The sequence below is a fragment of the Nonomuraea sp. NPDC049695 genome, assembly GCF_040674955.1.
Classification (GTDB): domain Bacteria; phylum Actinomycetota; class Actinomycetes; order Streptosporangiales; family Streptosporangiaceae; genus Nonomuraea; species Nonomuraea helvata.
In genome coordinates this window covers 36,393-56,782 of record NZ_JBFANV010000072.1, presented here as the reverse complement: position 1 = coordinate 56,782, position 20,390 = coordinate 36,393, and the positions used below count along the sequence as shown (strand labels likewise).

Sequence of the window (20,390 nt, the reverse complement as noted above, 5' to 3'; positions counted from 1 at the left end):
TGTAGCCGCTGCCGGACTTCCTCTTGGTGATGCAGTGGTCGATCTTGACGACGATGTCGCTCTTGTGGGGAAGAGCGTACTTCTTGGCGTCGTTGTTCTGATCGCACCTGGTGACCTGGGCCGCCGAGGCGCCGGTGCTCACCGGCGCAGCCGTGGCCCGAACGGCCGCCGCCGAGTCGGCCTGTGCCGGCAGACCGCCGCTCACGCTCGCCAGGGCGAGCGCGCCGGTCACCAGGACCGTTCCGCCGAACGTCGTTCTCATGATGCCCTCCCGTATTCCCAGGTATTTGCGAGCGCTCGCGCGAGCCGCCGTATGGACATCGCGCTCCGGTGCCGCCATTTCTCGCAAGCGGACTATCCACTCCCCGTGGCCTGGGCGAGACGCTCCGACTCTCTTGCTCTATGCCTTTAGATGTCGCCGGGTGCACCGGAGTTCATAAGAGCCTGCGCTTTCTTGGATTCCCTGCCGAGGAGAAACGCGAGGACGGAGTGTCAAATGTGCATCCTTGCGGGAACGCTCCGTTAAGGCAGCTGTCAATGAAGCGACCGGCAGGAGCATGACAGCGGCCGCGAGCCGAGAGCGTAGGCGCCGGCCCGGTCTCACTCCATCGCGATGTGCCAGCCTGCACGGTTTGATCGCAGGCGTGGCGATAAGGTCCCGGACGTGAACGATATTGATGACAGGGCTGGAGACGACCGGCTCTCGGATGGTTCGCAAGACGCGTCGACGCGGTCCGTCGTGATGATGTGCGGAATCGCGGGGTCAGGCAAGTCGACCTATGCACAGGCGTTGGAACGACGCGGCTATGTCAGGCTGTCGATCGATGAGGAGATCTGGACACGGTTCGGGCGTGATGCCGCCGAGTTCGATCCGGCAGAGTACGAGGACCACAAGGCCGCAGCCGAGGAAACCCTGAGGAAGCGGCTCGTAGATCTGATGGAAGCCGGCCAACCGGTGGTCTTGGACTACAGCTTCTGGCGCCGGACGACTCGTGACCATTACAAGGCCCTGATCGAGAGTCATGGGTGTCGGTGGGAGCTGATCTATCTCAAGGCAAGCCCAGAGACGCTGCGCCAGCGGCTGGCCGTACGCAACGAGCTGCACGGGGCCAACTCTGTGACTGTGTCCGAGAATCTTCTCAACAGGTACCTGGCTGGATTTGAGGAGCCTGTTGATGAAGGGGAACGCATGATCCTGCAGGACTGAGACGACCTGTGGCGGGAGGCGTACGACATCCTCCGTGATCATGTCGGCCCGCGCACTCCACTCCGCCGCCGCCCGCCGGACCGATGAGCAAGCCCTCGTTGTCGGTGGCGTGGTGCAGTATCGGCGCACCGGATCACGGCGAGAACAGGAGATCAGGGTGCCGCCCACCAATTAGCAGATAGTCGGCCACACCTTCCTCAAAAGCATGTACCAGGATGGCTACTACCCCGACCACGTCGTCGACAAGGGCAGAGATATCCTGCTGCGCCTGTGCGAACGCATCGAGGCCGAGCGGCCCTCGGATCTCGCGGGACTGTACGCCCTCACCCATGCGGCGACGGAGGAGTTCAACGAGCTGGAGGCCGAATTCGAGGAGGCCGACAGCGAGATCGAGACCGTGGCCCGCGAGGTGATCGCCGAGGATTTCTGGTTTGTGGCGTCGGCCTACGGGTTCGCGGACGCGGACGTAGAAGAGCTGATCGCGACCCGCGATTGGTGACGTGTCAGCCTGGTTCAGGAGCGAACGTCGAGGGCCCACAGGTCGGCGTGCACCTCCAAACCCCGCAGTCCGACCCCGACCGGACCCCTCGCCCCGTGGGTGTTCAGGTGCAGCGCATGGAGACCACGGCAACAATGCGCTTCCGGGCTATCCCGGGATATGTACGCGCTATCGCGGGGTCAGAACGCAGAACTCATGGCCATCGGGATCGGCCATGACCACCCAGCTGACCTCGCCCTGACCGATGTCGATGCGCGTTGCCCCCAATGAGATGAGACGATCGACCTCCGCTTGCTGATCACCGTCGGCGGGTGGCGCGAGGTCGAAATGGAGCCGGTACTTCCCGGTCTTCGGCATCAGCGGCGGGCCGCCCCAGGTGATCTTCGGGCCGCCGTGCGGTGAGCGAATCGCGGTCTCCTGGTCCTGGTCCCAGACCAACGGCCAGCCCAGCGCTTCGCTCCAGAAGTAGCCGACCTCCTGCGAACCGTCGGACGCAAGCGCTCCTATGAATCCGCAGTCGGCGAGGAATTTGTTGTCCGGCTCGATGACGCAGAACTCGTTGCCTTCGGGGTCGGCGAGCACCACATGACCCTCTTCTGGGCGTTGACCGACGTCGATGTGCCGGGCGCCGAGCTCGAGCGATCTCGCCACCGTCTGCTGCTGGTCCTCGAGGGACGTGCTCGTCAGATCGAAGTGCATCTGGTTCGGGCCGACCTTCTGCTCCTGAGTCGGAAGGAATCGGATCCGGAACCCGGTGTCATCGCTCGGCAGGAGCGTGATGCCGTCCTGGGGGTCGTCGGCCATCTTCCAGCCCAGGACGCCGGCCCAGAAGCGCGCGAGACCGAGGGGGTCGTTCGCATCGAAGCAGAGCGCGACGAGGTGACAGGTCATTACGCCCCGCACCTCCGATCTGCTGATTCAAGGCCGCAGACAGGGCAGAGCCTCCACGCCGAACGCTCCGAACGCTCGGCTGCCGGGGCCCGCCACGCGAAGAGAAGTAGCATCCGAGTCATGGTGGCATGCCCGACGACAATCCTCTAAAGGTTTTCGAGGGCGTCGCTCATCCAGCACGTCGGCTGGTCCGACGGCAACCGCAATGCGGTCGCGGAAGCCGTGGCCCGGACCCGGGCGAAAGGGATCCGTGGGGCTTCGTCACTCCAGGTAACTCACGGCCGCCCAGCTCAATGAGCGGCCGGATCCGGTGTCCGGCCCAGGCGTGGCGCCCTGTCCGGGGCTGACGCACAGCGGCCTCCCTGTACGCACGCCATCGGATGAGCCTGCCGGCACGGTCACCGCCAAGGGGGCCATGGTCGCATCTGGGCCCGTTCGTACGCGCCCCATGGAATGTCGTCGCTGACGGGAACCACGGCGTTGACGGATCCCCATCGCAAAGTTACGGTCATGACCGTAATCGCGAACGCGCGAACCACACGTGGAGGTGACGCTGTGCAGCAGCACGCTCAACACCTGTCCGTACGCCGGAAAGGCGGAGGCGCTTGAGACGCGCCCTGCGCGGAGCGGTGGCGGCTGCGCTCCTCGCGACATCGCTCGCGCTGCCGTTCGCGCCAGCGTCCGCAGCCGACCTGCGGATCGTCAACGGAGGCTTCGACGGCGGGCTGACCGGCTGGAGCGGCTCGCACAGCCCGGGCGGGGTCGACGCCGCGGTCTGGGACGGGCGTACCACCGCGCGCATCACCGACGCCGACCCGGCTGCCGCCTACGGCCGGGAGAGCATGCCGGGCCTGCCCGCCACGGCGGGGATCCGCTACACGCTGTACGGCGAGGTCTGGGCCGACAGCGGCACCGCGTATCTGTACCTGCGCTTCAGGGACGCCTCGGGCCGCCTGCTCGCTGCCGGTGCGAACGCCTCGGCGACAGGCAGGCAGTGGAACCGCGTCACGGCCTCGGGCGTCGCGCCCACCGGCACGGCCACCGTATCGGCCCTCATCTACTCGGGCGTGACCGACGTGGGCACCGCCTACTGGGACGAGGTGCTGATCACCCGGGACGTGACCGATCTGGGCGTGCAGATCGAGAGCAGCGTGCCGAACGCCACCACGTTCGCGGGCGGCAGCGCGTACGCCCTCTACACCGGCACCGCCGACACCAACCCACAGCTCGCCGTGATCGACGTGGCCACCGAGCAGGTGACCCGGAAGATCACCATTCCGGACACCGCGGCCACTCCGACCGTCGGCGGCTGGGCGGCGGCCACGGCCACCGACGGCAGCATCTACCTCGGCACCTATCCCAACTCCAAGCTCTACCGGTACGTCCCCGGCCAGTCCACGGTCACCGACCTCGGGCGGGCGGAGGGCGGTTACTCGTTCATCTGGGATCTGGAGCCGGGAGCGGACGGCAAGGTGTACGGGGGCACGTACAACGACGGCCGTTACTTCAAGTACGACAACGGCGCCTTCACCACGATCGGGAGCGTGCCCGTCGTGGAGGGCGCCCAGTACGTACGCAGCCTCGCCCACGACCCGGCCGCCAACGCCACATACCTGGGCACCGGCACCAATGCCGGCCTGATCAGGTTCGACAACGTCACCGGGCGGGTGGACAGGCTCCTTCCCGACGCCTACGCCCATAACTCCATGGTCGGCGGGCTCACCTGGACAGGGGGCAGGTTGTTCGCCTGGATCGACCGCACCCTCCTCGTCCTGCGCGTCGTCCGCCAGACCGACGGCTCGTACGCCGCCGTAACCGATGCCACGATCACCGATGTGGACCTGCACCAGTCGCCGGCCCGCGAGGGCAAGGTCTGGTTCGTCCGGGAAGGTCTGCTGCACTCGTACGACGTGGACACCCGAGCCGTGCAGGCGACCGACGTCCGCCCCGGACTCGACGTCACCGGATACACCTGGGTCGACGGCACGCTGGTCGGCCTCGGCACGGCCGCGGACGGCACGAGGATCTTCAAGTACGACCCCGCGAGCGGCCGCTGGAGCACCCGAGTCGTCTCCGGCACTCCCGTACTGCCTGCCGCGATCAATGCTCTCGGCGCGGGACCCGACGGCAAGGTCTACACCGGCGGCTACCTGACCGGCGGCACCGGCGTCTACGACCCGCTACGGGGCGACGGTGACGACAACCGGCCGGACACGCCGACACTCAACGGGCTCAGCCAGACCGACAGCCTGCTGGCACACAACGGGCTGCTCTACATCGGCGCTTACCCGTCGGCCAAGCTCTACAGCTACGATCCCGCCCGTTCGTGGCCGCCCACGCTCAGGTACACCGGCGGCGCGGCGGGCGACAAGGCCGACGACTGCGAGCCGGGCAAGGGCCCACCGCCTCAGGACCGGCCGTACGCGCTGGCGGGCGCGCCGGACGGGACCGTCTACATGGGCACGGTCCCGAAGTACGGCAAGCGCAGCGGCGCACTGACCATATGGAAGGAGGGCACGGCCGGGCGGACCGTCTGCGTGGCGTCGAACCAGTCCGTCGTCTCGCTGGCCTACGCCGGAGGCAGGCTGTTCGGCGGCACGTCCACACGCGGTGCGCTGGGCGTCGACCCCGTCTACGCGCCGGGGGCGTCGGCCATGCTGTTCTCGTACGATCCTGCCGATGGCGGCGTGCGCACGTACCAGCTCCCGCTCACAGCGCCCAAGGCCGTCACGGCCCTTGCCGAGGTGGACGGCGAGCTCTGGGGACTGGCGGGAGGATCGCTGTTCACGCTCGACCCGGCGCGGCCCGAGGCGATCACGGCGAAACGGCTGTTCCCTGACCCTGACTACGCCGCCAAGCCCAGCATGGCCTGGCGTGACGGGGTGCTGCTGACCGTGGCCCAGGATCCGGACCATGTGTACGGCACGAGCGGCGACCAGATCTTCAAGATCGAAAAATCGAGCAGAGCGCTGACCGTGCTGCTGACCGTTCCGGGGATGGAAGGGCTGACGGCCGACGGCTTCGGGAACCTCTACTACAAGGTCAACGAGCGGCTGCACAGGCTCGCTGCCCCCGGATCGTAAGGCCTATTTCGGACCAAGCCGAAATAGGCCTTACGCGGGTTACCGGCGTCGGCCGACCGTGAGGACGGCCAGCCAGTGCCGGGTGAGTGATCCCTCTGGGCGTGCGGCGAGCAGGCGGCGTATCTCGTGGTAGAGGTGCTCCTTCTTGGCCGCCTCCATGGCAATGTGGCCGGAGAATGTCTCCAGCAGGGCGATGTACTCCTCTGTGGTGTAGCGACGGCCCCATACGAAACGCCGTGTCCCGATGACCGCGAAGTGCCCGGAGGCCTCGAATTCCGTGGCGGTGGTATCGGGCTGGTCCTCGGGACGCGGCGGTGGCCAGGAGCCGCCGTCGCCCTCCCCCATCTCGTCGTACACCGGTTGGATTTCCGTGAAGAACGGGTCGAAGTCCGGGGGAAAAGCGTGGTCGGCGTCCCATACGGCCAGATGGCCGCCTGGGGGCAGGAGCGCAGCCGCCTTCTCGTACTTCACCTGGGGATCGACCCATTTCCAGGCAGTGGCCGCGTAGATGAGGTCGAAGTGGGCACCGGCGGGAGGTGTCCATTCCTCGAACGAGGAGGTGGCCACCGAGACGCCGGGGAAATCGCGCAGCCCGCGCCGCGCCTCCTCGGCCAGGGCGTCGCCGAGCTCGACGGCCGTGATCCGGAAACCCGCCCGTGCCAGAGGGAGCGTGGCTTTCCCCGGACCGCATCCGACTTCGAGAAGGTGTGCGGGCGGTTCGATCCCTGTCATCGCGAGCAGCTCGGAGTACAGATCGGCGGGGTAGCCGGGGCGCGCCATTTGGTATTGGGAGGCCACAGTGTCGAAGGTGGCTCGCAGACGTTCGCGGGACATGGCTTAATTCTGATCTATCGCCGTTCGGGAAACAGTTCACCGATCCGCGCCACCGTGTGCGTTCCGTCGCCCGTGCATCGCCAGACAGCGGTCTTGTTCTCCATTTCGGGGCGCAAGCCTCGATCATGGGCGGGGCAGACGGGCCAGACCTTCCAGAGGATCTCCACGATCGCTTCCTGGGCGGCGTCGGCGACGCTCACGAGCGCCCCCTGAGCATCGCTTCCCTCGGCGGGCCAGATGCCGTTGCCGTGGTGACCACCCTGGAACTCCACCCGGGCAGAACCGCTGTCGTCCCAGTCGGGAACGATCAGCTTGAGGGTTCCGGTGATTCCCGCGCCGCGAACGTCGCGTTCGACGACACTCAGCGCCTGCTCCAAGGCCGCCCACAGGCCCGGTTCGAGGGCGAAGGTCGGCTGGAAGTCGATGTCGCGGAGCAGCCTCCTGCCCAGCCGGGCGATGTCGGCCGCTGTCAGATCGGCGGTGGGGCGTTCGAGGAGTTCCCGCGTGGCAGGAGTGCTCACGCCCGCCTCCTCCAGCAAGCAGGCCAGCGCGATGACGGGGTCGGCGTCGAGGTCGCCGTCGCGCAGCGCCACGTGGATGCGGCCCGCCAACTCGTGGGCGAACTGCCGGGTCTGCTCATCGGAGTGCACGCCGCAGTGTTACCTGCGATATGGATCCAAGCAACCTGCGGCTATGGTGCGGCTCGTGACGTATCCCGAGATCATCCCGATTTCATATGAGCCCGACTATCGCACCGCCCACATCGGCCAGTGGCGCGACGGCCAGTTCCTCGGCGGGGTCGTGGCAGCCTTTCGAGAGGGCTACTCGATGACAGAGGACTGGCAGGCCCACAAAAGGTGGTACGCCATCCTTCACCGCTTCAACTCGGACGGGCACTACCTTGACTCGCGCATCGAATGCACCGGCGCCGATGACAGACACAGGGAGTCGGTGGACGCCGGCGATCGGCGTCTGAGTGAATGGCTCGCGGAGCTGCCCGGCCTCGAGTTCGGCGATATCGCCATCCGTCCCTTTCGGTTGGAGTTCGACGGCGTGGTGTTCGGCCTGATCCTGGAAGATCATGGAGGTGCGGAATGCGCCGAGCTGTATCCCGACAACCTCGGGTTCTACGCGCCCTGGGACGGCGAATACGACACCTGATCGTCCCTGCAGCGAGTCGCACCTCGCTGATATCACCCGACCCGTACGGGATGCCGAGGAATGCGGCTGTGTCACCGGACCGGACTCCCCGCACCCGGCGACTGGCTGTCTCGTCGAGCGTCACACCGGCGGACAGTGATCGCAGGCGTCAGCCGGCTCCATCGGTTTCCGGCGTTTCGGGCGACAAGTCGCTGAGGCCGTCGATCCGCGCGCGGAGGGCGTCCGCGTCGCCGGGGGCCAGTTCGGCGGTGAGGTCCAGGGCGCGCCGCAGGGTGTCGCCGCCCTCGCGGAGCCGGCCCGCCGCCAGTTGGGCCTCGCCCAGCCGCCGCAGGGTCCGGGCCCCGAGCGCGCGTTTGCCGCCACGGCGCCAGGCCAGTGACTGGCGGTAGTAGGCGATCGCCTCCTCGTACTGACCGAGCAGGTGATGGATGTGGCCCATGCTGTCGAGCGTGGCCGACTCGCCGGGCATGTCGCCGAGTTCGCGATGGATGGCCAGCGCCTCCTCGCAGCGGCGCAGCGCCTCCTCGTACGCCCCGAGCTGCGCGTGGAACCAGCCGATGTTGTTCAGCACCCGGCCTTCGCCCGCCCGGTCGCCGGCCTCCCGGTACAGCCGGAGCGCCTGCTCGCTCAGGTCCAGCCCCTCCGCGTACAGGCCGTGGCGGTCATGCAGCACGCTGAGATAGATGAGGCAGAGTCCCTGTCCGATGTGGTCGTTCAGCCCGCCGAACAGGCCGAGCGCCTCCCGCAGGTGGGACTCGCTCTCGCCGTCCTGGCCGAGCCGGATGAGGGCCTGGGCGAGCCCGACGCGGGCGTGGGCCTCCGCGGCCCGGTCGTTCAGCCGTACGGCCGCCTCCAGCGCGATGTGGTGCATGGCTGCCTGGTCGTCGGAGCGCCCCTCCTGGGACAGGAAGCCCCAGCAGGCGCCCGCCAGCTGCCAGGCATGCGTGTCGAACCCCGAGTCCGCGGCATGCCGGATCGCCGCCGGCAGCGTCCGGTGCTCGCGGCCGAACCACGCCAGGCTCTGCGCACGGTCGGTGATGCGGGCCAGGACCACGCCGGGCCGCGGCGGCGCCAGCGTCAGCGGCACGCGGTGGTACAGGTCCAGCAGCCGGTCGCCGAGGCGGGCGCTGTGCAGGTAGTGGTCGAGCAGCCGGTGCAGCGCCTCACGGCGCTCGGCCTCCGAGTCGTGGAGGCGGGTCAGCTCCTCGGCGTACGTGCGGAGCAGGTCGTGCCAGCCGTAACGCCCGGGAGAGCGCTCCGCCGCCAGGTTGGCCCGCGTCAGCTCGGTCAGCAGGCGGTGGGCATGCCGTACGGGGATGCCGGCCAGGCTGGCGGCCGCGGCGGTGGAGATCTCAGGCGCCGGTAACAGGCCGCGCAGCCGGAACAGCCGTGCGGCGTCCGGGCTGAGGGCGCGGTAGGACCAGGAGAACACCGTACGCATGTTCGTCGCCGCGTCCCCACCGTCGAAGACGTCGAGGCCGTCGAGGCCGTCAGCGCCGTCGTCAGCGCCGTCGTCAGCGCCGTCGACGCCACCGACGCCCTCGTCGAGGCCCGAGATGAGCGTGCCGAGCGGGAACGCCGGGCGGGCATGGGCGCGGGCGGCCACGATGGCCAGGGCCAGCGGGAGCCCGGCACACCGGGAGACGATGTCGTCGACCGCTCGCGGCTCGGCGCCCACCTTGTCCACGCCCAGCCGGCGCGTCAGGAGCGCACGGGAGTGCGCGGGAGAGAAGAGCCCCAGGGACAGCGTGCGGACGCCCTCCGCCGCGACCAGGCCGGTCAGTTCGGCGCGGCTGGTGATCAGCGCCAGACAGCCGGGCGCGTTGGGCAGCAGCGGCCGGACCTGGTCGGAGTCGAGGGCGTTGTCGAGCAGGATCAGCACGCGCCGCTCCGCCAGCAGGCTGCGGTAGAGCCCGACCTGCGCCTCCAGCGTCGTGGGGATCAGCTGCGACGGCACCTGCAAGGCGTCCAGGAACAGCCGCACCGCCTCGGCCGGCGGCCGGGCGGTGTGGGCGGGGCCGAACCCCTGGAGGTTCACGTAGAGCTGACCGTCGGGGAAACGGTCGCGTACCCGGTGGGCCCAGTGCACGGCCAAGGTGGTCTTGCCGACGCCGCCGGTGCCGGTGATGACGCAGGGCGCCATCACGTGCGCCGCAGGCGAGGAGTCAGCGGCCGGGTGCGTCAGCCGGTCCAGGGCGGCCAGCTCGTCCTCGCGGGCGGTGAACAGCTCGGTGTCCGGGGGGAGGTGCCGCGGGACGGCGAGGGCGGCCGTAACGGTCACAGCGAGGGCGGTCGTGCCGTTCACGGCGTGGGTCGCCCCGCCCTCAGCGACCTCACCCCCGGGCGCCTCACCCCCGGGCGCCTCACCCCCGGGCACCCCGACTCCGGGTGCCCCGACCCCAGGCGCCCCGGTTGCCGCGGTCACGGCCTCGGCCGCCTCATCACGGCCGGCGAGGATCGCCTGGTGCAGCCGTTGCAGTTCCTCGCCGGGCTCGATGCCCAGATCCTCGGCGAAACGGCGCCTGACACGGCGGAAGACGGCCAGCGCCTCGATCCGGCGGTCGCAGCGCAGCAGCGCCGTCATCAGCAGGGACACCAGCCGCTCCCGCAGCGGGTTCTCACCGACCAGGGCAGCGAGCTCCGCAGCCACCTCCTGATGCCGCTCCCGCCGCAGGTCGAGCACGGCCCGCCGCTCCAGTGCGGCCAGCCGCTCCTCCTCGAGGCCCGGTACGACGACGTCCGGCAGCCACCGGCCCGCGACGTCCGCCAGGGGCGCGCCCTGCCACAGCGCCAGCCCCACACGCAGCAGGCCGGCGGCGCGCTCCGGCTCCGTCTCGCCGCCGGCCTCACGCACCAGTTCACGGAAGCGGTGCAGGTCGATGCGGTCACGCCCCACGGTCAGGCAGTAGCCGCGCCCCGAGGTCACCAGCGTCACCTCGGGGAACGGCGTCAGCAGCCGGCGGAGCCTGGAGATGTGCCCCTGCACGGCGTTGCGGGAGGACTCAGGCGGTTCGGCGCCCCACAGCGCCGTCTCCAGCCGCGCCACCGCGACCGGCCGTCCCGTTTCGAGCAGCAACATGGCCAGGACGGTCCGCTGCTGCGCGGTGGACGGCCCCAGCCACCGTCCGGTGTCCCACACTCCTACTGATCCCAGCAGACGGAACTCGACGCCGTCCACGGTCACGCGTCTGCCTCCCGCCGCACAATGCCTCAGATGAGTGCCCGGCATGATCACTTCCTGGCAGCCTAACCGCCGACTCAGCAGAAAATAAGCGCTATTTCAGCCCCAAAAGGCAGTCTTTTCCCAGTGGCACACCCGCTGCCGCGCAACCTCACGAGGAGGCAATCATGGAGATCAAGGTCAAGAAGGTCGAGTCCGTCAAGGCCACCCAGAACCCCGCCACGTGAGGCGCTGACACCGCCTGGCGATACCTCCCGCGGGGAGGGACACGGCGCTCCGCTCTTGCGCGCCGTGCCCTCCCCGCGGGACCCCCTACGTGCGTACTGGCGCTGGAGGCACGATGCGTGTGGCGTTGAAGGAATGCGAGTGGGAGGCGACCGGCGAGGATCTGCTGGTGGTCTTCGACGCTCGCGAGGCGATCACCCTGAGCGATCCCGAAGGCCAGGTGGCCGCGCTCCTGAGCGAGCTGCGCCGGGCCCCGCAGACCGCGGCCGAGCTGAGCGTCGCCCTCGGCAGGCACGGGTTCAGCCTCTCCGAGGAGGACGTCTCCGGGGGCCTGAGCGGGCTCGACTCCCTGGGCCTGATCGAGGACGCCGACGGCAGGACCCTCGGCGACCCGGACGAGGACGAACGCCACTTCTCGAACCTCAGCTTCTACGGCACCTACGCCTCACTGGACCGCCGCCGCGCCGCGTTCCTCCGGCCCCTGCGCGAGGCCCACGTCCTGGTGCTCGGCGTCGGCGGAGGGGGCTCCTCCCTGGTGCAGTGCCTGGCCGGCCTCGGCGTCGGCGAGATGACGCTGGTCGACCAGGACCGCGTCGAACCCCGTAACTTCGCCCGGCAGTTCCTCTACCGGCATGCGGACATCGGCCTGTCGAAGGCCGAGCGCGCGGCCGCGTGGGTGCGCGACTACGACCCGGGCATCAAGGTCCACCCCGTCGACCGCTGGGTCTCCGCCCCCGAAGACCTCGCCGACCTGGTCCAGGGCGTCGATCTGATCGCGGGCGGTCTCGACGGTCATCCGCACGCCAACCTCTGGGCGAACGAGGCCGCGGTCCGGGCCGGCATCCCGTACGTGCTGGGCGGCGCCAACCGCAGCCAGCTGATGTACCTCTCCGTGGACCCGGGCCGAACCGCCTGCCTGGCCTGCGACTACGCCGACCGGCCCGCCGAGGACACCTCGGAGGGGATCGCGTACCGGATCGTGGAGAACATGAAGCTGAGCAACCCGCTCACCGGGCCGATGGCGATGCAGGTCGGCTCGCTGCTCGCCTTCGAGGCGCAGCGGTACCTCACCGGCTACGAACCGCCCCGCGCGGCCGGGTTCCGGGTCACGCTCGACATGCGCGAGGGGCTGGTGCCGGAGTGGCAGCCCCTGCCCAAGAACCCGGAGTGCCAGATCTGCCGCCTGGCACCGCCGCGCGAGGGTGAACGCCGGTGACCACCCCCGGCTCCGCCACGGTCAGGCTCAAGGCGCTCAGCGTCGTTCCCGAGGGCGATGACGAGGTGCTGGTGGGCGACCCCGCCACCGGCACGTTCGTGACGATCCCGGCGGTCGGCGGCGTGGTGATCGCCGCCCTCCAGCGGGGAGCGAGTATCGACGAGGCGGCGGCCGAGGCCGAGGAGTTCGCCGGTCAGCCGGTCAACGTGCCGTCGTTCGTCGACACCCTCGGGGAGCTCGGCTTCCTGGCCGAGGACGCCGGCGATTCAGGCGACGGCGTCGCGCCGGAACCCGTCCGCACCGCACCCATCCAGGCCCGCCGCTGGATGACGGGCATCCGCCCGGAGGCGGTACGCCCCTTCTTCGGCCCCGTGGCCTGGACCTTCTACGCCGCCTGCCTGCTCTACGCGGTGGGCGTCTTCGCCTTCCGGCCCGGTCTGATCCCGGACCCGGCCGAGGACGCCTTCGCCTTCGACGACACCGGGCTGAGCGCGCTGGCCTGGCTTCCCTTCGTGTGGTTCGCGGCGGCCAGCCACGAGTGCGGCCACTGGCTCGGCGCGCGGGCTCTCGGCATCCAGACCCGCTTCGGCGTCGACCGCCGCATGTGGATGCTCGTGTTCGAGACGGACCTCACCCAGCTGTGGACGCTCCCCCGCCGCCGGCGGTACGGCCCGCTGCTGGCGGGGCTGGCTGTGGACTCCGTGCTGCTCGCCGTGCTGCTCACCGGCCGGCTGCTGATCGACACCGGCCACTGGTCGGCCCCGGACCTGGTCCGGTCGCTGCTGGCCGCCTGGGTGTTCATCAAGGTCATGCAGATGCTCTGGCAGAGCCTGGTCTTTCTGCGCACCGACCTCTACGCGGTGCTGGTCAACGCCCTGGGCTGCCGCAACCTGTGGCGCGTGAAGTCGCTGATGCTGCGACGGGCCTTCGGGAGGCTGACGCCGGAGGAAGCCGAGGAACTGGCCGACTCGACCGAGACCGACCTGCGCGTCGGACGCTGGTTCCGCTGGGTGTGGCTCGCGGGATTCCTCGGAGTGGCCGCCTGGTTCTGCCTGCTGCTGCTGCCGGTCTTCGCGGAGGTCCTGCGCTGGACGGCCGACGGGCTCGCCGAGGGTCCCCTGTCCGCCGCGTTCTGGTACCGGCTGCTCTGCGCGGGCCTGCTGCTGGGCCCCGAGACCCTGGCCCTGTCGCTGGCCGTCAAGGAGTACGCGGGGCGGCTCGCCGCCCGCCGGGGTGCGTCGCGCCGCGCGAGCGGGACCGAGGTCGCGGGCTGATCGATAGGGTCGGGCTCATGAGCGTCGAGATCGAGATCGTGCGCGAGGCGAGTGACGACGTCGTGGCGGCGCTCAGTCGGCTGCTGCCGCAGCTGTCGACGACCGCGGAAGCGCTCGATCGCGAGGCCGTGCGCCGGCTGCTGGCCTTCGAGTCGAACACGGTGCTGGTGGCGCGCGTACAAGGACAGATCGTCGGGACCTTGACGCTGGTGACCTTTCCGCTGCCTTCCGGGCTCCGTGCGCGGGTCGAGGACGTGGTGGTGGACGAGGCCGCCCGTGGGCAGGGCGTGGCGGCGGCGCTGACGGACAAGGCACTCGAGCTGGCCAGAGAGTCGGGGGCTCGTACCGTCGACCTCACGTCGCGGCCGTCCAGGGAGGCGGCGAACCGGCTGTATGAGCGCGCGGGGTTCCGGCGACGGGAGTCGATCGTCTACCGGTTCACGGATTTCAGCTGAGGATGATCGGGTTGGTGAGGGCAGCCATCTCCCCACTGGGATGGCGTACCTCGATGCGTACGAACGCCGACTCCTCCGCGCTGGTGCGCCACTCCAAGGATCCCGATCCATCGCCGGGCAGCGCTTCGCCGTGCACCTTGCCGCGATCGGTGTGAAAGCTGACAGCGCCGGACGGCACGCCGCGTACGTCCACCCGCACCACGGCCGGCGCGCCAGAGGTCTCCAGCCGCTCCCCGATGCCGGCACTGCGATCACCGGCCGATACCTCGAACGACAGCGCGACCGTGGCCGATTCGGCGATCCAGCTCCGGCCCGCGCGGATGCCCGCGAGGACCGCTTCGGTGCTCAGCTCCTCCGCCAGCACGACCGTGTGCGGCGTGCCGATCTGGCCCTCAAGATGGGTGTCGCTGTTGCCGATCGCCGGCCGCCACCCTCCCCCGTGAATGTCACAGGTCAGGTTGCGCCCCCATTCGGCCAGTGCCGACTCGTTGTCCGCGTTCCACGGCAGGCTGGAGGTCCACAGCCCGTTCCACACCTCCACCGCGTCGAACCCGTCGTACGGGTACATGAACACGCCGGAGGGGTACGGCGCGTGCGGGTGGGCCGCCACGCAGATCCCACCGGCTTGATGGACCTGGTCGAGGTGCCGGTCTATCACGCCGTCCCGTACGCGATACCGCCAGTCGATCACCTGCCCAGGTCGGATGCCGAGCGCCAGCCAGTGCCCGGTATGGCTGGTGGCCTCCTGGCCGATGATCACGAGCAGATCGTCACCGGCGAGCGTGCCCCAGGCTCCGTGCGCGTCGGAGGTGTTGTGCTCGGTGGTCGCGATGAAGTCCAGCCCTGCCGCGCGGGCACCGGCCGCGAGTTGCTCCGGTGTCAGCTCTCCGCCGTGCGAGAGCTCCGAATGCACATGGCAGTCGCCTCGGTACCAGCCACGCCCCCGGCCGGGCACCCGCTCGGGCGGGAACCGCCGCTCCGCCGTTCCGTGATCCATGACCATCAAGGTAGTTGATCAGCCGCAGCCCCACGGCAGGATCGCCTTCGACAGCAGGTTCGCCTCGAGCACCCGGCTGTTCTTCCCGGCGCCCCAGACGCGCAGGCGCACGCTTGCGCCGCCTCCTCCTCATCGGCTCTGTCCCCCAGCATCATCCTGGGTGCGGGCCAGGTCGTAGGCGGCGGCCGACAGGGCGAGGAGGATGAAGAGCAGCACCACCATCAGGCCGTGGCGGAACGCCACCGGCCAGCCCTGGTTCAGGGCGCCGAAGAACGTCGAGCCGACCGCCGCGATCCCGATGGCCGAGCCCAGGCGCTGGCACGTCTGCAGGACCCCCGCCGCGCTGCCGCCGCCCGCGGGCGGGACCTCCGACAGGGTGATGGCCTGGTTCGGAGAGATGACCAGGCCGCTGCCCATGCCCGCCACCAGCAGGGGAAGCGCGGTGGCCAGGCCCACGCCGCCGCCGGGGATCAGGGCGGTGGCGGCCATGGTCGCGGAGACGCCGATGATCACCGTGGTCAGGCCGAGGGCGACCAGGCGGCGGCCGAGGCGGTTCACCAGCCGGCCGCCGACCACGCTGGCCGAGGCGGAGCCGAGGGCGAACGGGGTGATCGAGAGGCCGGCCTGCAGAGGGTTGTATCCCAGGCCGCTCTGCAGGTACAGGGTGAAGATGAAGAAGATCCCCGTGAAGCCGGAGAAGTAGAACAGGGCGATGGCCGAGCCCAGACTGTACGAGCGCTTCCTGAAGAGCGCCAGGTCGACCAGCGACTCACGCCGGTAGAACCGCTCCCACATCACGAAAGCGGCCAGTACCAGGAACGAGAGGGGGATGAGCACCCATTTGGCGTTCCCCTCCCATTGGTGGCGCTGGATGAAGGGCAGGAGCAGGCCCGCCACCCCGATGCCGAGGAGCAGGACGCCGACCGGGTCCATGCTCTCCCGCCGCTCCCGCCGCGGCATGACGTCAGGAGCGGGCAGTACGCGCCAGGCCAGGGGCAGCAGGATCATCCCGATCGGCACGTTCACCAGGAACACCCATCGCCACCCGTGATCGGCCCCGAAGACGGTGACGAGGGCGCCGCCGATCAGCGGCCCCGCGGCAGTGGAGACGCCGATCGTGGCGCCGAGCGCGCCGAACGCCCGGCCTCGCTCGTACCCGCGGAACATCTGCTGGATCAGGCCCGAGACCTGCGGGTTCAGCATTCCGGCCGCCATGCCCTGCACCAGCCGGGCCGCGATCAGCACCTGCGTGTTCCAGGCGAAGCCGCACGCCGCGCTGGACAGCGTGAACAGCACCACGCCCCACATGAAGAGCTTCCTGCGGCTCCTGGCGTCCCCCAGCCTCCCGGCCGGGACCAGCAGCAGCCCGAACGTCAGGGCATAGCCGGACAGCGTCCACTGCAGGCTGTCCTCACTCGCGTGCAGGCTCGCCCGGATCGACGGCAGCGCCACGTTGACGATGCTCACGTCCAGCCCGGTCATGAACGCCGCCACCAGGCACACCGCCAGCGCGTGCCTGCGCGTGTCCACCCCGGACGCTCCCATTCCGCTCATAGTTCTCCTTTCTCCCCAAAAGACGGGTAACGTCCGGTCATGAATTCGATGACCGTTGAGCAGAACGGCATCAACGCCGTTCCCGAAGCCGAGCGGCGCGGCCGCCCCGGGGACCTGTTCTGGCCCTGGGCGGGCTCCAACCTCTCCCTGTTCGGCGTCGCGTTCGGGGTGTACGTCGTCGGTCTCGGCCTGGGCGTGGTCCCGGCGATCATCACCGGGACCATCGGGTACGTGCTGTCGTTCCTGCTGGTCGGCCTGGTCGCCATCGGCGGGACACGGTCGGGCGTGCCGACGATGGCCCTGGGCCGGGCGCCGTTCGGCTACCAGGGGAACAAGCTGCCCGCCGTCTTTTCGTACATTTCAAACGTCGGCTGGGAGATCGTCCTCGTCACGCTCTCCGCGCAGAGCGGCGCGGCCATCCTCGCCCGCCTCGCGCCCGGCATCCCCGCCACGACGGCGACCGCCCTCTGCTTCGCCGTCGCCGCCGTCGTGGTGGTCGCGGTCGGCGTGTACGGCCACGCCATGATCATGGCGGTGCAGCGGTACCTGACGTACGCGTTCGTCGTGCTGACCGTCGTCTACATGATCCTCATGGCGCCGAAACTCGGCGGGTCGCTGGAGAGCACGGCGGGACCCGGCGGATGGGTGGGCGGGGTCATCTTCGCCATGACGCTGCTGGGGCTGGGCTGGGTCAACTGCGGCGCCGACTACTCCCGGTACCTGCCCGCCAACTCCCGGCCCAGGTCGGTGGCGCTGTGGACGACGCTGGGCGGCGCGCTGCCGCCCATGGTGCTGCTCGTGTTCGGCGTGCTGCTGGCGGGCGGCGATCCGAAGCTGGCCGAGGCCGCCGGGGGCGATCCGGTGGGGGCGCTGGCCGGGGCGCTGCCGACGTGGTTCCTGCTGCCGTACCTGCTGACCGCCATCGGGGGCTTCCTGGCCGGGGCGATCATGGACATCTACTCGTCCGGGCTGTCGATGCTGGCGCTGGGTGTGCCGATCAGGCGGCACTACGCGGTGCTGATCGACGGCGTCCTCATGGTGCTCGGCGGGTACTACCTGCTGTTCGTGTCCGACAGCTTCCTCGGCACCTTCCAGGCGTTCCTGGCGATCATCGGTGTGGTGATGGCGGCCTGGGTGGCGATCTTCCTGGTGGACATGTGGCTGCTGCGGGCCGGCGGCCGGTCGTACGACGAGCGGCTGCTGCGGCCGGGCGCGCCCCCGCTCAACGGGGCCGGGCTGGTGTCGCTGGTCGTGGCGTCGGTCGTGGGGCTCGGGCTCATCACCTCGGCCGATCCGTACATCGCCGATGTGGTCGGCTTCCTGATGAGCGACGAGCTGGAGAAGAGCACGTTCGGGGCGGCCAACATCGGCGTGGTCATCGCTCTCGTGCTGGCCGGGATCCTGTACTTCCTGATCACGACCTTCATGCGGCGGCGTCGCGGCGCGTGACCTCGGCCAGGTCCATTGTTACTGTAGGTGAGTAATGATGGACGTTCCGTCGCGGTTGCTGCGGCGGGCGGTGCACGCCACCGCCTGCGTGCTTCTCGCGATCGCCGTGGTGAGCTCGCTGCGCGAGGGCCGCGTCGCCGTGGCCGTCGGCGGCGTGCTGCTCGGCCTGGCCTACGCCGCCGGCTGCCTGGCGGTGGTCCGGGCGCGGGGGCCCGTGTGGCTCGGGCTGGTGACGGCCGGATGGCTGGTGCTCGCCGCGGTGGCGCCGCCGTTCGTCTGGCTGGCGTTCCCGCTGCTCTTCGCGTATCTCGACCTGCTGCCGCTGTGGGCGGCGATGTTCGGGGTGGCGGTGGTGACGTCGGCGGCGATCCTGGCGGCAGCGTGGCACGCCGGCGAGCTGACCATGCCGCTCGTGGTGGGGCCGGGCGCCGGGGCCGCCGTGGTGACGCTGCTGGTGCTGGCCTGCAGAGCACTCGAGGTCGAGGGCGCTGACTGACGGATCGGAGTGCCCGGAGTGACGGCTCAGGCCGTCACGATGGCGAAGTCGGGCACCGGCCGGTCGAGCACGGCGACCAGCCGCTGCAGGGCCGCCGTGTCCCCCTCGCGCTCCACACCCTCGACGCCCTTGCCCGACAGCAGCCCCACGAGCTGCTCCTTCGTCAGCCGGAGCGTCAGGTCCGCGCTCTCGTCCGCCGGCTCCCGCTGATGGATGAGCGCGCCGTTGGACAGCGTCGTACGGTGCCGCTCCCCCAGATCGGTGAGCTGCCAGTCGATCGACACCCGCTCGTTCCAGGCGCGGGGCCCGTCCACGCGGATGGCGAGCGAGTCGAAGACCTGCTCCACGGTCAGCGCGGTGAGCAGGTCGGGCGAGGTGACGTCCACGGTGGCGGGCACGATGCCCTCGGACAGCTCGAGGGCGCCCATGAGGTAGAAGTTGCGCCACGTGGCGTTCTCGGCGCCGTGGCCGAGCCGGGTGTAGACCTCGGCGAGCAGGTCGCGCGCCTCCTTGTTCCCCTCGTCGGCGAAGACGGCGTGGTTGAGCAGCTGGGCGGCGAAGCGCAGGTCCTTCTCGCGGATGTAGCGCCTGGCGAGCTCGACCACGGCCGAGCCGCCGCCCAGGCATTCGACGTACCGGACCGCGCTCTCCCTCGGTGGGTGCTCCCAGAGCCGCGCCGGGTTCCCGTCGAACCACCCCAGGTAGCGCTGGTAGATGGCCTTGACGTTGTGGCTGACCGAGCCGTAGTAGCCGCGCGTGTGCCAGACCTCCTCCAGCCCGGGCGGCATGTGCAGGACCTCGGCGATCTCGGGCCCGGTCAGGCCCTTGTTGAGCAGCCGCAGGGTCTGGTCGTGCAGGTACGCGTACATGTCCCGCTGCTGCTCGAGGAGCCGTACGATGCCGTCGCGGCCCCAGGTGGGCCAGTGGTGCGAGGCGAAGGCGACGTCGGCCCGGTCGGCGAAGAGCGAGACGGCCTCGTTCAGGTAGCGCGCCCAGAGGCGGGCGTCGCGGACCTGCGCGCCGCGCAGGGTGAGGATGTTGTGCTGGTTGTGGGTGGCGTTCTCGGCCAGGCAGAGTGCGCGGCGGTCGGGGAGGAGGAAGTTCATCTCGGCGGGGGCCTCCGTGCCCGGTGTGAGCTGGAAGACCAGCGGGATCCCGTCGACGGTCTCCTCCTGTCCGGTACGCGTGACGTCCAGCGTGGGCGGGATGAGCGACACGGTGCCCGTCGAGGTGGTCATGCCGAGGCCGCAGCCGATCTGGCCCTCGGGCGAGCGGGGCAGCGCGGGGCCGTACATGTAGACGGCCCGGCGGGTCATGGCGGGGCCCGCGTAGACGTTCTCCGCCACGGCATGTTCCATGAAGCCGGCGGGGGCCAGGATCGGCACGTCTCCGTCGGTGACGCCGCGTACGCCGCCGAAGTGGTCCGCGTGCGAGTGCGTGTAGAGGACGCCGGTGACCGGGCGGTCGCCGCGGTGGTCGCGGTACAGCCTCAGCGCGGCGGCGGCGCACTCGATGGAGATCAGCGGGTCGATCACGAGGACGCCGCGCTCGCCCTCGACCAGGGTCATGTTCGACAGGTCCAGGCCGCGTACCTGGTAGACGCCCTCGGTGACCTCGTACAGGCCCTGCCTGGCGCAGAGCCGGCCCTGCCGCCAGAGGCTGGGATGGGCCGTGTCCGGGCACTCCCCCCGGAGGAAGTCGTACGAGTCGTTGTCCCAGATGACCCTGCCATCCGCCGTCCTGATCACTGCCGGGCTGAGCTTCCCGATGAAACCGCGGTCCGCGTCCGCGAAGTCGCCCTTGTCGTGAAATGGAAGGTCTGCCATGCCAAGCCGAGTGCCCGAGAATCAGCCCGAATAGCCCAATGA

Annotated in this window: 17 protein-coding genes; 9 read left to right on the top strand and 8 right to left on the bottom strand. The window is 69.8% G+C overall.

Going from position 1 to position 20,390, the window contains the following annotated elements; translation table 11 throughout:
* Positions 1-262 (bottom strand): hypothetical protein (locus tag AB0J64_RS42135; RefSeq protein WP_364040757.1); only part of this gene is annotated, 262 nt, incomplete at its 3' end.
* Positions 263-664: 402 nt separating this feature from the next.
* Here AB0J64_RS42135 and AB0J64_RS42130 point away from each other — a divergent pair.
* Both AB0J64_RS42130 and AB0J64_RS42125 read left to right on the top strand, forming a co-directional pair.
* The gene (locus AB0J64_RS42130; protein WP_364040754.1) at positions 665-1,207 is read left to right on the top strand and encodes an ATP-binding protein; all 543 of its coding nucleotides are present in this window, start codon (positions 665-667) and stop codon (positions 1,205-1,207) included.
* A gap of 178 nt (positions 1,208-1,385) precedes the next feature.
* Positions 1,386-1,706 (top strand): DUF5713 family protein, encoded by a 321-nt coding sequence (locus tag AB0J64_RS42125; RefSeq protein ID WP_364040763.1) that lies wholly within the window; start codon positions 1,386-1,388, stop codon positions 1,704-1,706.
* Positions 1,707-1,874: 168 nt separating this feature from the next.
* On the opposite strand, the gene AB0J64_RS42120 is transcribed toward AB0J64_RS42125, so the two are convergent.
* Complete coding sequence (locus AB0J64_RS42120) at positions 1,875-2,597, bottom strand: VOC family protein (RefSeq protein ID WP_364040751.1); 723 nt, start codon at positions 2,595-2,597, stop codon at positions 1,875-1,877.
* Positions 2,598-3,202: 605 nt separating this feature from the next.
* Here AB0J64_RS42120 and AB0J64_RS42115 point away from each other — a divergent pair.
* Positions 3,203-5,680, top strand: coding sequence for a hypothetical protein (locus tag AB0J64_RS42115; RefSeq protein ID WP_364040748.1), 2,478 nt, complete (start codon positions 3,203-3,205; stop codon positions 5,678-5,680).
* Between the two features lie 39 nt (positions 5,681-5,719).
* Here the strand turns inward: AB0J64_RS42115 and AB0J64_RS42110 are convergent, their stop codons facing one another.
* Positions 5,720-6,514 (bottom strand): class I SAM-dependent methyltransferase, encoded by a 795-nt coding sequence (locus AB0J64_RS42110; protein WP_364040745.1) that lies wholly within the window; start codon positions 6,512-6,514, stop codon positions 5,720-5,722.
* Positions 6,515-6,528: 14 nt separating this feature from the next.
* Positions 6,529-7,164: a hypothetical protein gene (locus tag AB0J64_RS42105; RefSeq protein WP_364040742.1), complete on the bottom strand. Its 636-nt coding sequence runs from the start codon at positions 7,162-7,164 to the stop codon at positions 6,529-6,531.
* 55 nt (positions 7,165-7,219) lie between these two features.
* Between AB0J64_RS42105 and AB0J64_RS42100 the strand changes: the two genes are divergently transcribed.
* Complete coding sequence (locus AB0J64_RS42100; RefSeq protein WP_364040739.1) at positions 7,220-7,675, top strand: hypothetical protein; 456 nt, start codon at positions 7,220-7,222, stop codon at positions 7,673-7,675.
* A gap of 148 nt (positions 7,676-7,823) precedes the next feature.
* On the opposite strand, the gene AB0J64_RS42095 is transcribed toward AB0J64_RS42100, so the two are convergent.
* A complete protein-coding gene (locus AB0J64_RS42095; protein WP_364040736.1) occupies positions 7,824-10,859 on the bottom strand; it encodes a BTAD domain-containing putative transcriptional regulator in 3,036 nt (1,011 codons plus the stop codon).
* Between the two features lie 337 nt (positions 10,860-11,196).
* Here AB0J64_RS42095 and AB0J64_RS42090 point away from each other — a divergent pair, with 337 nt between their 5' ends.
* From AB0J64_RS42090 to AB0J64_RS42080, 3 genes are read left to right on the top strand one after another with little or no spacing between them, the layout of a single operon-like run.
* Complete coding sequence (locus tag AB0J64_RS42090; protein ID WP_364040733.1) at positions 11,197-12,297, top strand: ThiF family adenylyltransferase; 1,101 nt, start codon at positions 11,197-11,199, stop codon at positions 12,295-12,297.
* Positions 12,294-13,571, top strand: coding sequence for a hypothetical protein (locus AB0J64_RS42085; RefSeq protein ID WP_364040730.1), 1,278 nt, complete (start codon positions 12,294-12,296; stop codon positions 13,569-13,571). Before AB0J64_RS42090 ends, AB0J64_RS42085 begins: the two co-directional genes overlap by 4 nt.
* Before the next feature lie 17 nt (positions 13,572-13,588).
* Positions 13,589-14,026, top strand: coding sequence for a GNAT family N-acetyltransferase (locus AB0J64_RS42080; protein ID WP_364040727.1), 438 nt, complete (start codon positions 13,589-13,591; stop codon positions 14,024-14,026).
* On the opposite strand, the gene AB0J64_RS42075 is transcribed toward AB0J64_RS42080, so the two are convergent.
* The gene (locus AB0J64_RS42075) at positions 14,019-15,023 is read right to left on the bottom strand and encodes a CehA/McbA family metallohydrolase (RefSeq protein WP_364040724.1); all 1,005 of its coding nucleotides are present in this window, start codon (positions 15,021-15,023) and stop codon (positions 14,019-14,021) included. The genes AB0J64_RS42080 and AB0J64_RS42075 overlap by 8 nt on opposite strands.
* Before the next feature lie 129 nt (positions 15,024-15,152).
* Positions 15,153-16,577 (bottom strand): MFS transporter, encoded by a 1,425-nt coding sequence (locus AB0J64_RS42070; protein ID WP_364040721.1) that lies wholly within the window; start codon positions 16,575-16,577, stop codon positions 15,153-15,155.
* 39 nt (positions 16,578-16,616) lie between these two features.
* On the opposite strand from AB0J64_RS42070, the gene AB0J64_RS42065 reads away from it, so the two are divergent.
* Positions 16,617-18,026 (top strand): cytosine permease, encoded by a 1,410-nt coding sequence (locus AB0J64_RS42065; RefSeq protein WP_364040718.1) that lies wholly within the window; start codon positions 16,617-16,619, stop codon positions 18,024-18,026.
* Positions 18,027-18,060: 34 nt separating this feature from the next.
* Positions 18,061-18,522: a hypothetical protein gene (locus tag AB0J64_RS42060; RefSeq protein WP_364040715.1), complete on the top strand. Its 462-nt coding sequence runs from the start codon at positions 18,061-18,063 to the stop codon at positions 18,520-18,522.
* A gap of 26 nt (positions 18,523-18,548) precedes the next feature.
* Here the strand turns inward: AB0J64_RS42060 and AB0J64_RS42055 are convergent, their stop codons facing one another.
* Positions 18,549-20,348 (bottom strand): alkyl sulfatase dimerization domain-containing protein, encoded by a 1,800-nt coding sequence (locus AB0J64_RS42055; RefSeq protein ID WP_364040712.1) that lies wholly within the window; start codon positions 20,346-20,348, stop codon positions 18,549-18,551.
* Between the last annotated feature and the right edge of the window lie 42 nt (positions 20,349-20,390).

What these genes read in the sequence shown, in the direction of transcription:
- AB0J64_RS42120 (WP_364040751.1), bottom strand. Translation starts at nt 2,597, where the DNA reads ATGACCTGTCACCTCGTCGCGCTCTGCTTCGATGCGAACGACCCCCTC.
- AB0J64_RS42110 (WP_364040745.1), bottom strand. Translation starts at nt 6,514, where the DNA reads ATGTCCCGCGAACGTCTGCGAGCCACCTTCGACACTGTGGCCTCCCAA.
- AB0J64_RS42090 (WP_364040733.1), top strand. Translation starts at nt 11,197, where the DNA reads ATGCGTGTGGCGTTGAAGGAATGCGAGTGGGAGGCGACCGGCGAGGAT.
- AB0J64_RS42080 (WP_364040727.1), top strand. Translation starts at nt 13,589, where the DNA reads ATGAGCGTCGAGATCGAGATCGTGCGCGAGGCGAGTGACGACGTCGTG.
- AB0J64_RS42075 (WP_364040724.1), bottom strand. Translation starts at nt 15,023, where the DNA reads ATGGATCACGGAACGGCGGAGCGGCGGTTCCCGCCCGAGCGGGTGCCC.
- AB0J64_RS42070 (WP_364040721.1), bottom strand. Translation starts at nt 16,577, where the DNA reads ATGAGCGGAATGGGAGCGTCCGGGGTGGACACGCGCAGGCACGCGCTG.
- AB0J64_RS42065 (WP_364040718.1), top strand. Translation starts at nt 16,617, where the DNA reads ATGAATTCGATGACCGTTGAGCAGAACGGCATCAACGCCGTTCCCGAA.
- AB0J64_RS42060 (WP_364040715.1), top strand. Translation starts at nt 18,061, where the DNA reads ATGATGGACGTTCCGTCGCGGTTGCTGCGGCGGGCGGTGCACGCCACC.
- AB0J64_RS42055 (WP_364040712.1), bottom strand. Translation starts at nt 20,348, where the DNA reads ATGGCAGACCTTCCATTTCACGACAAGGGCGACTTCGCGGACGCGGAC.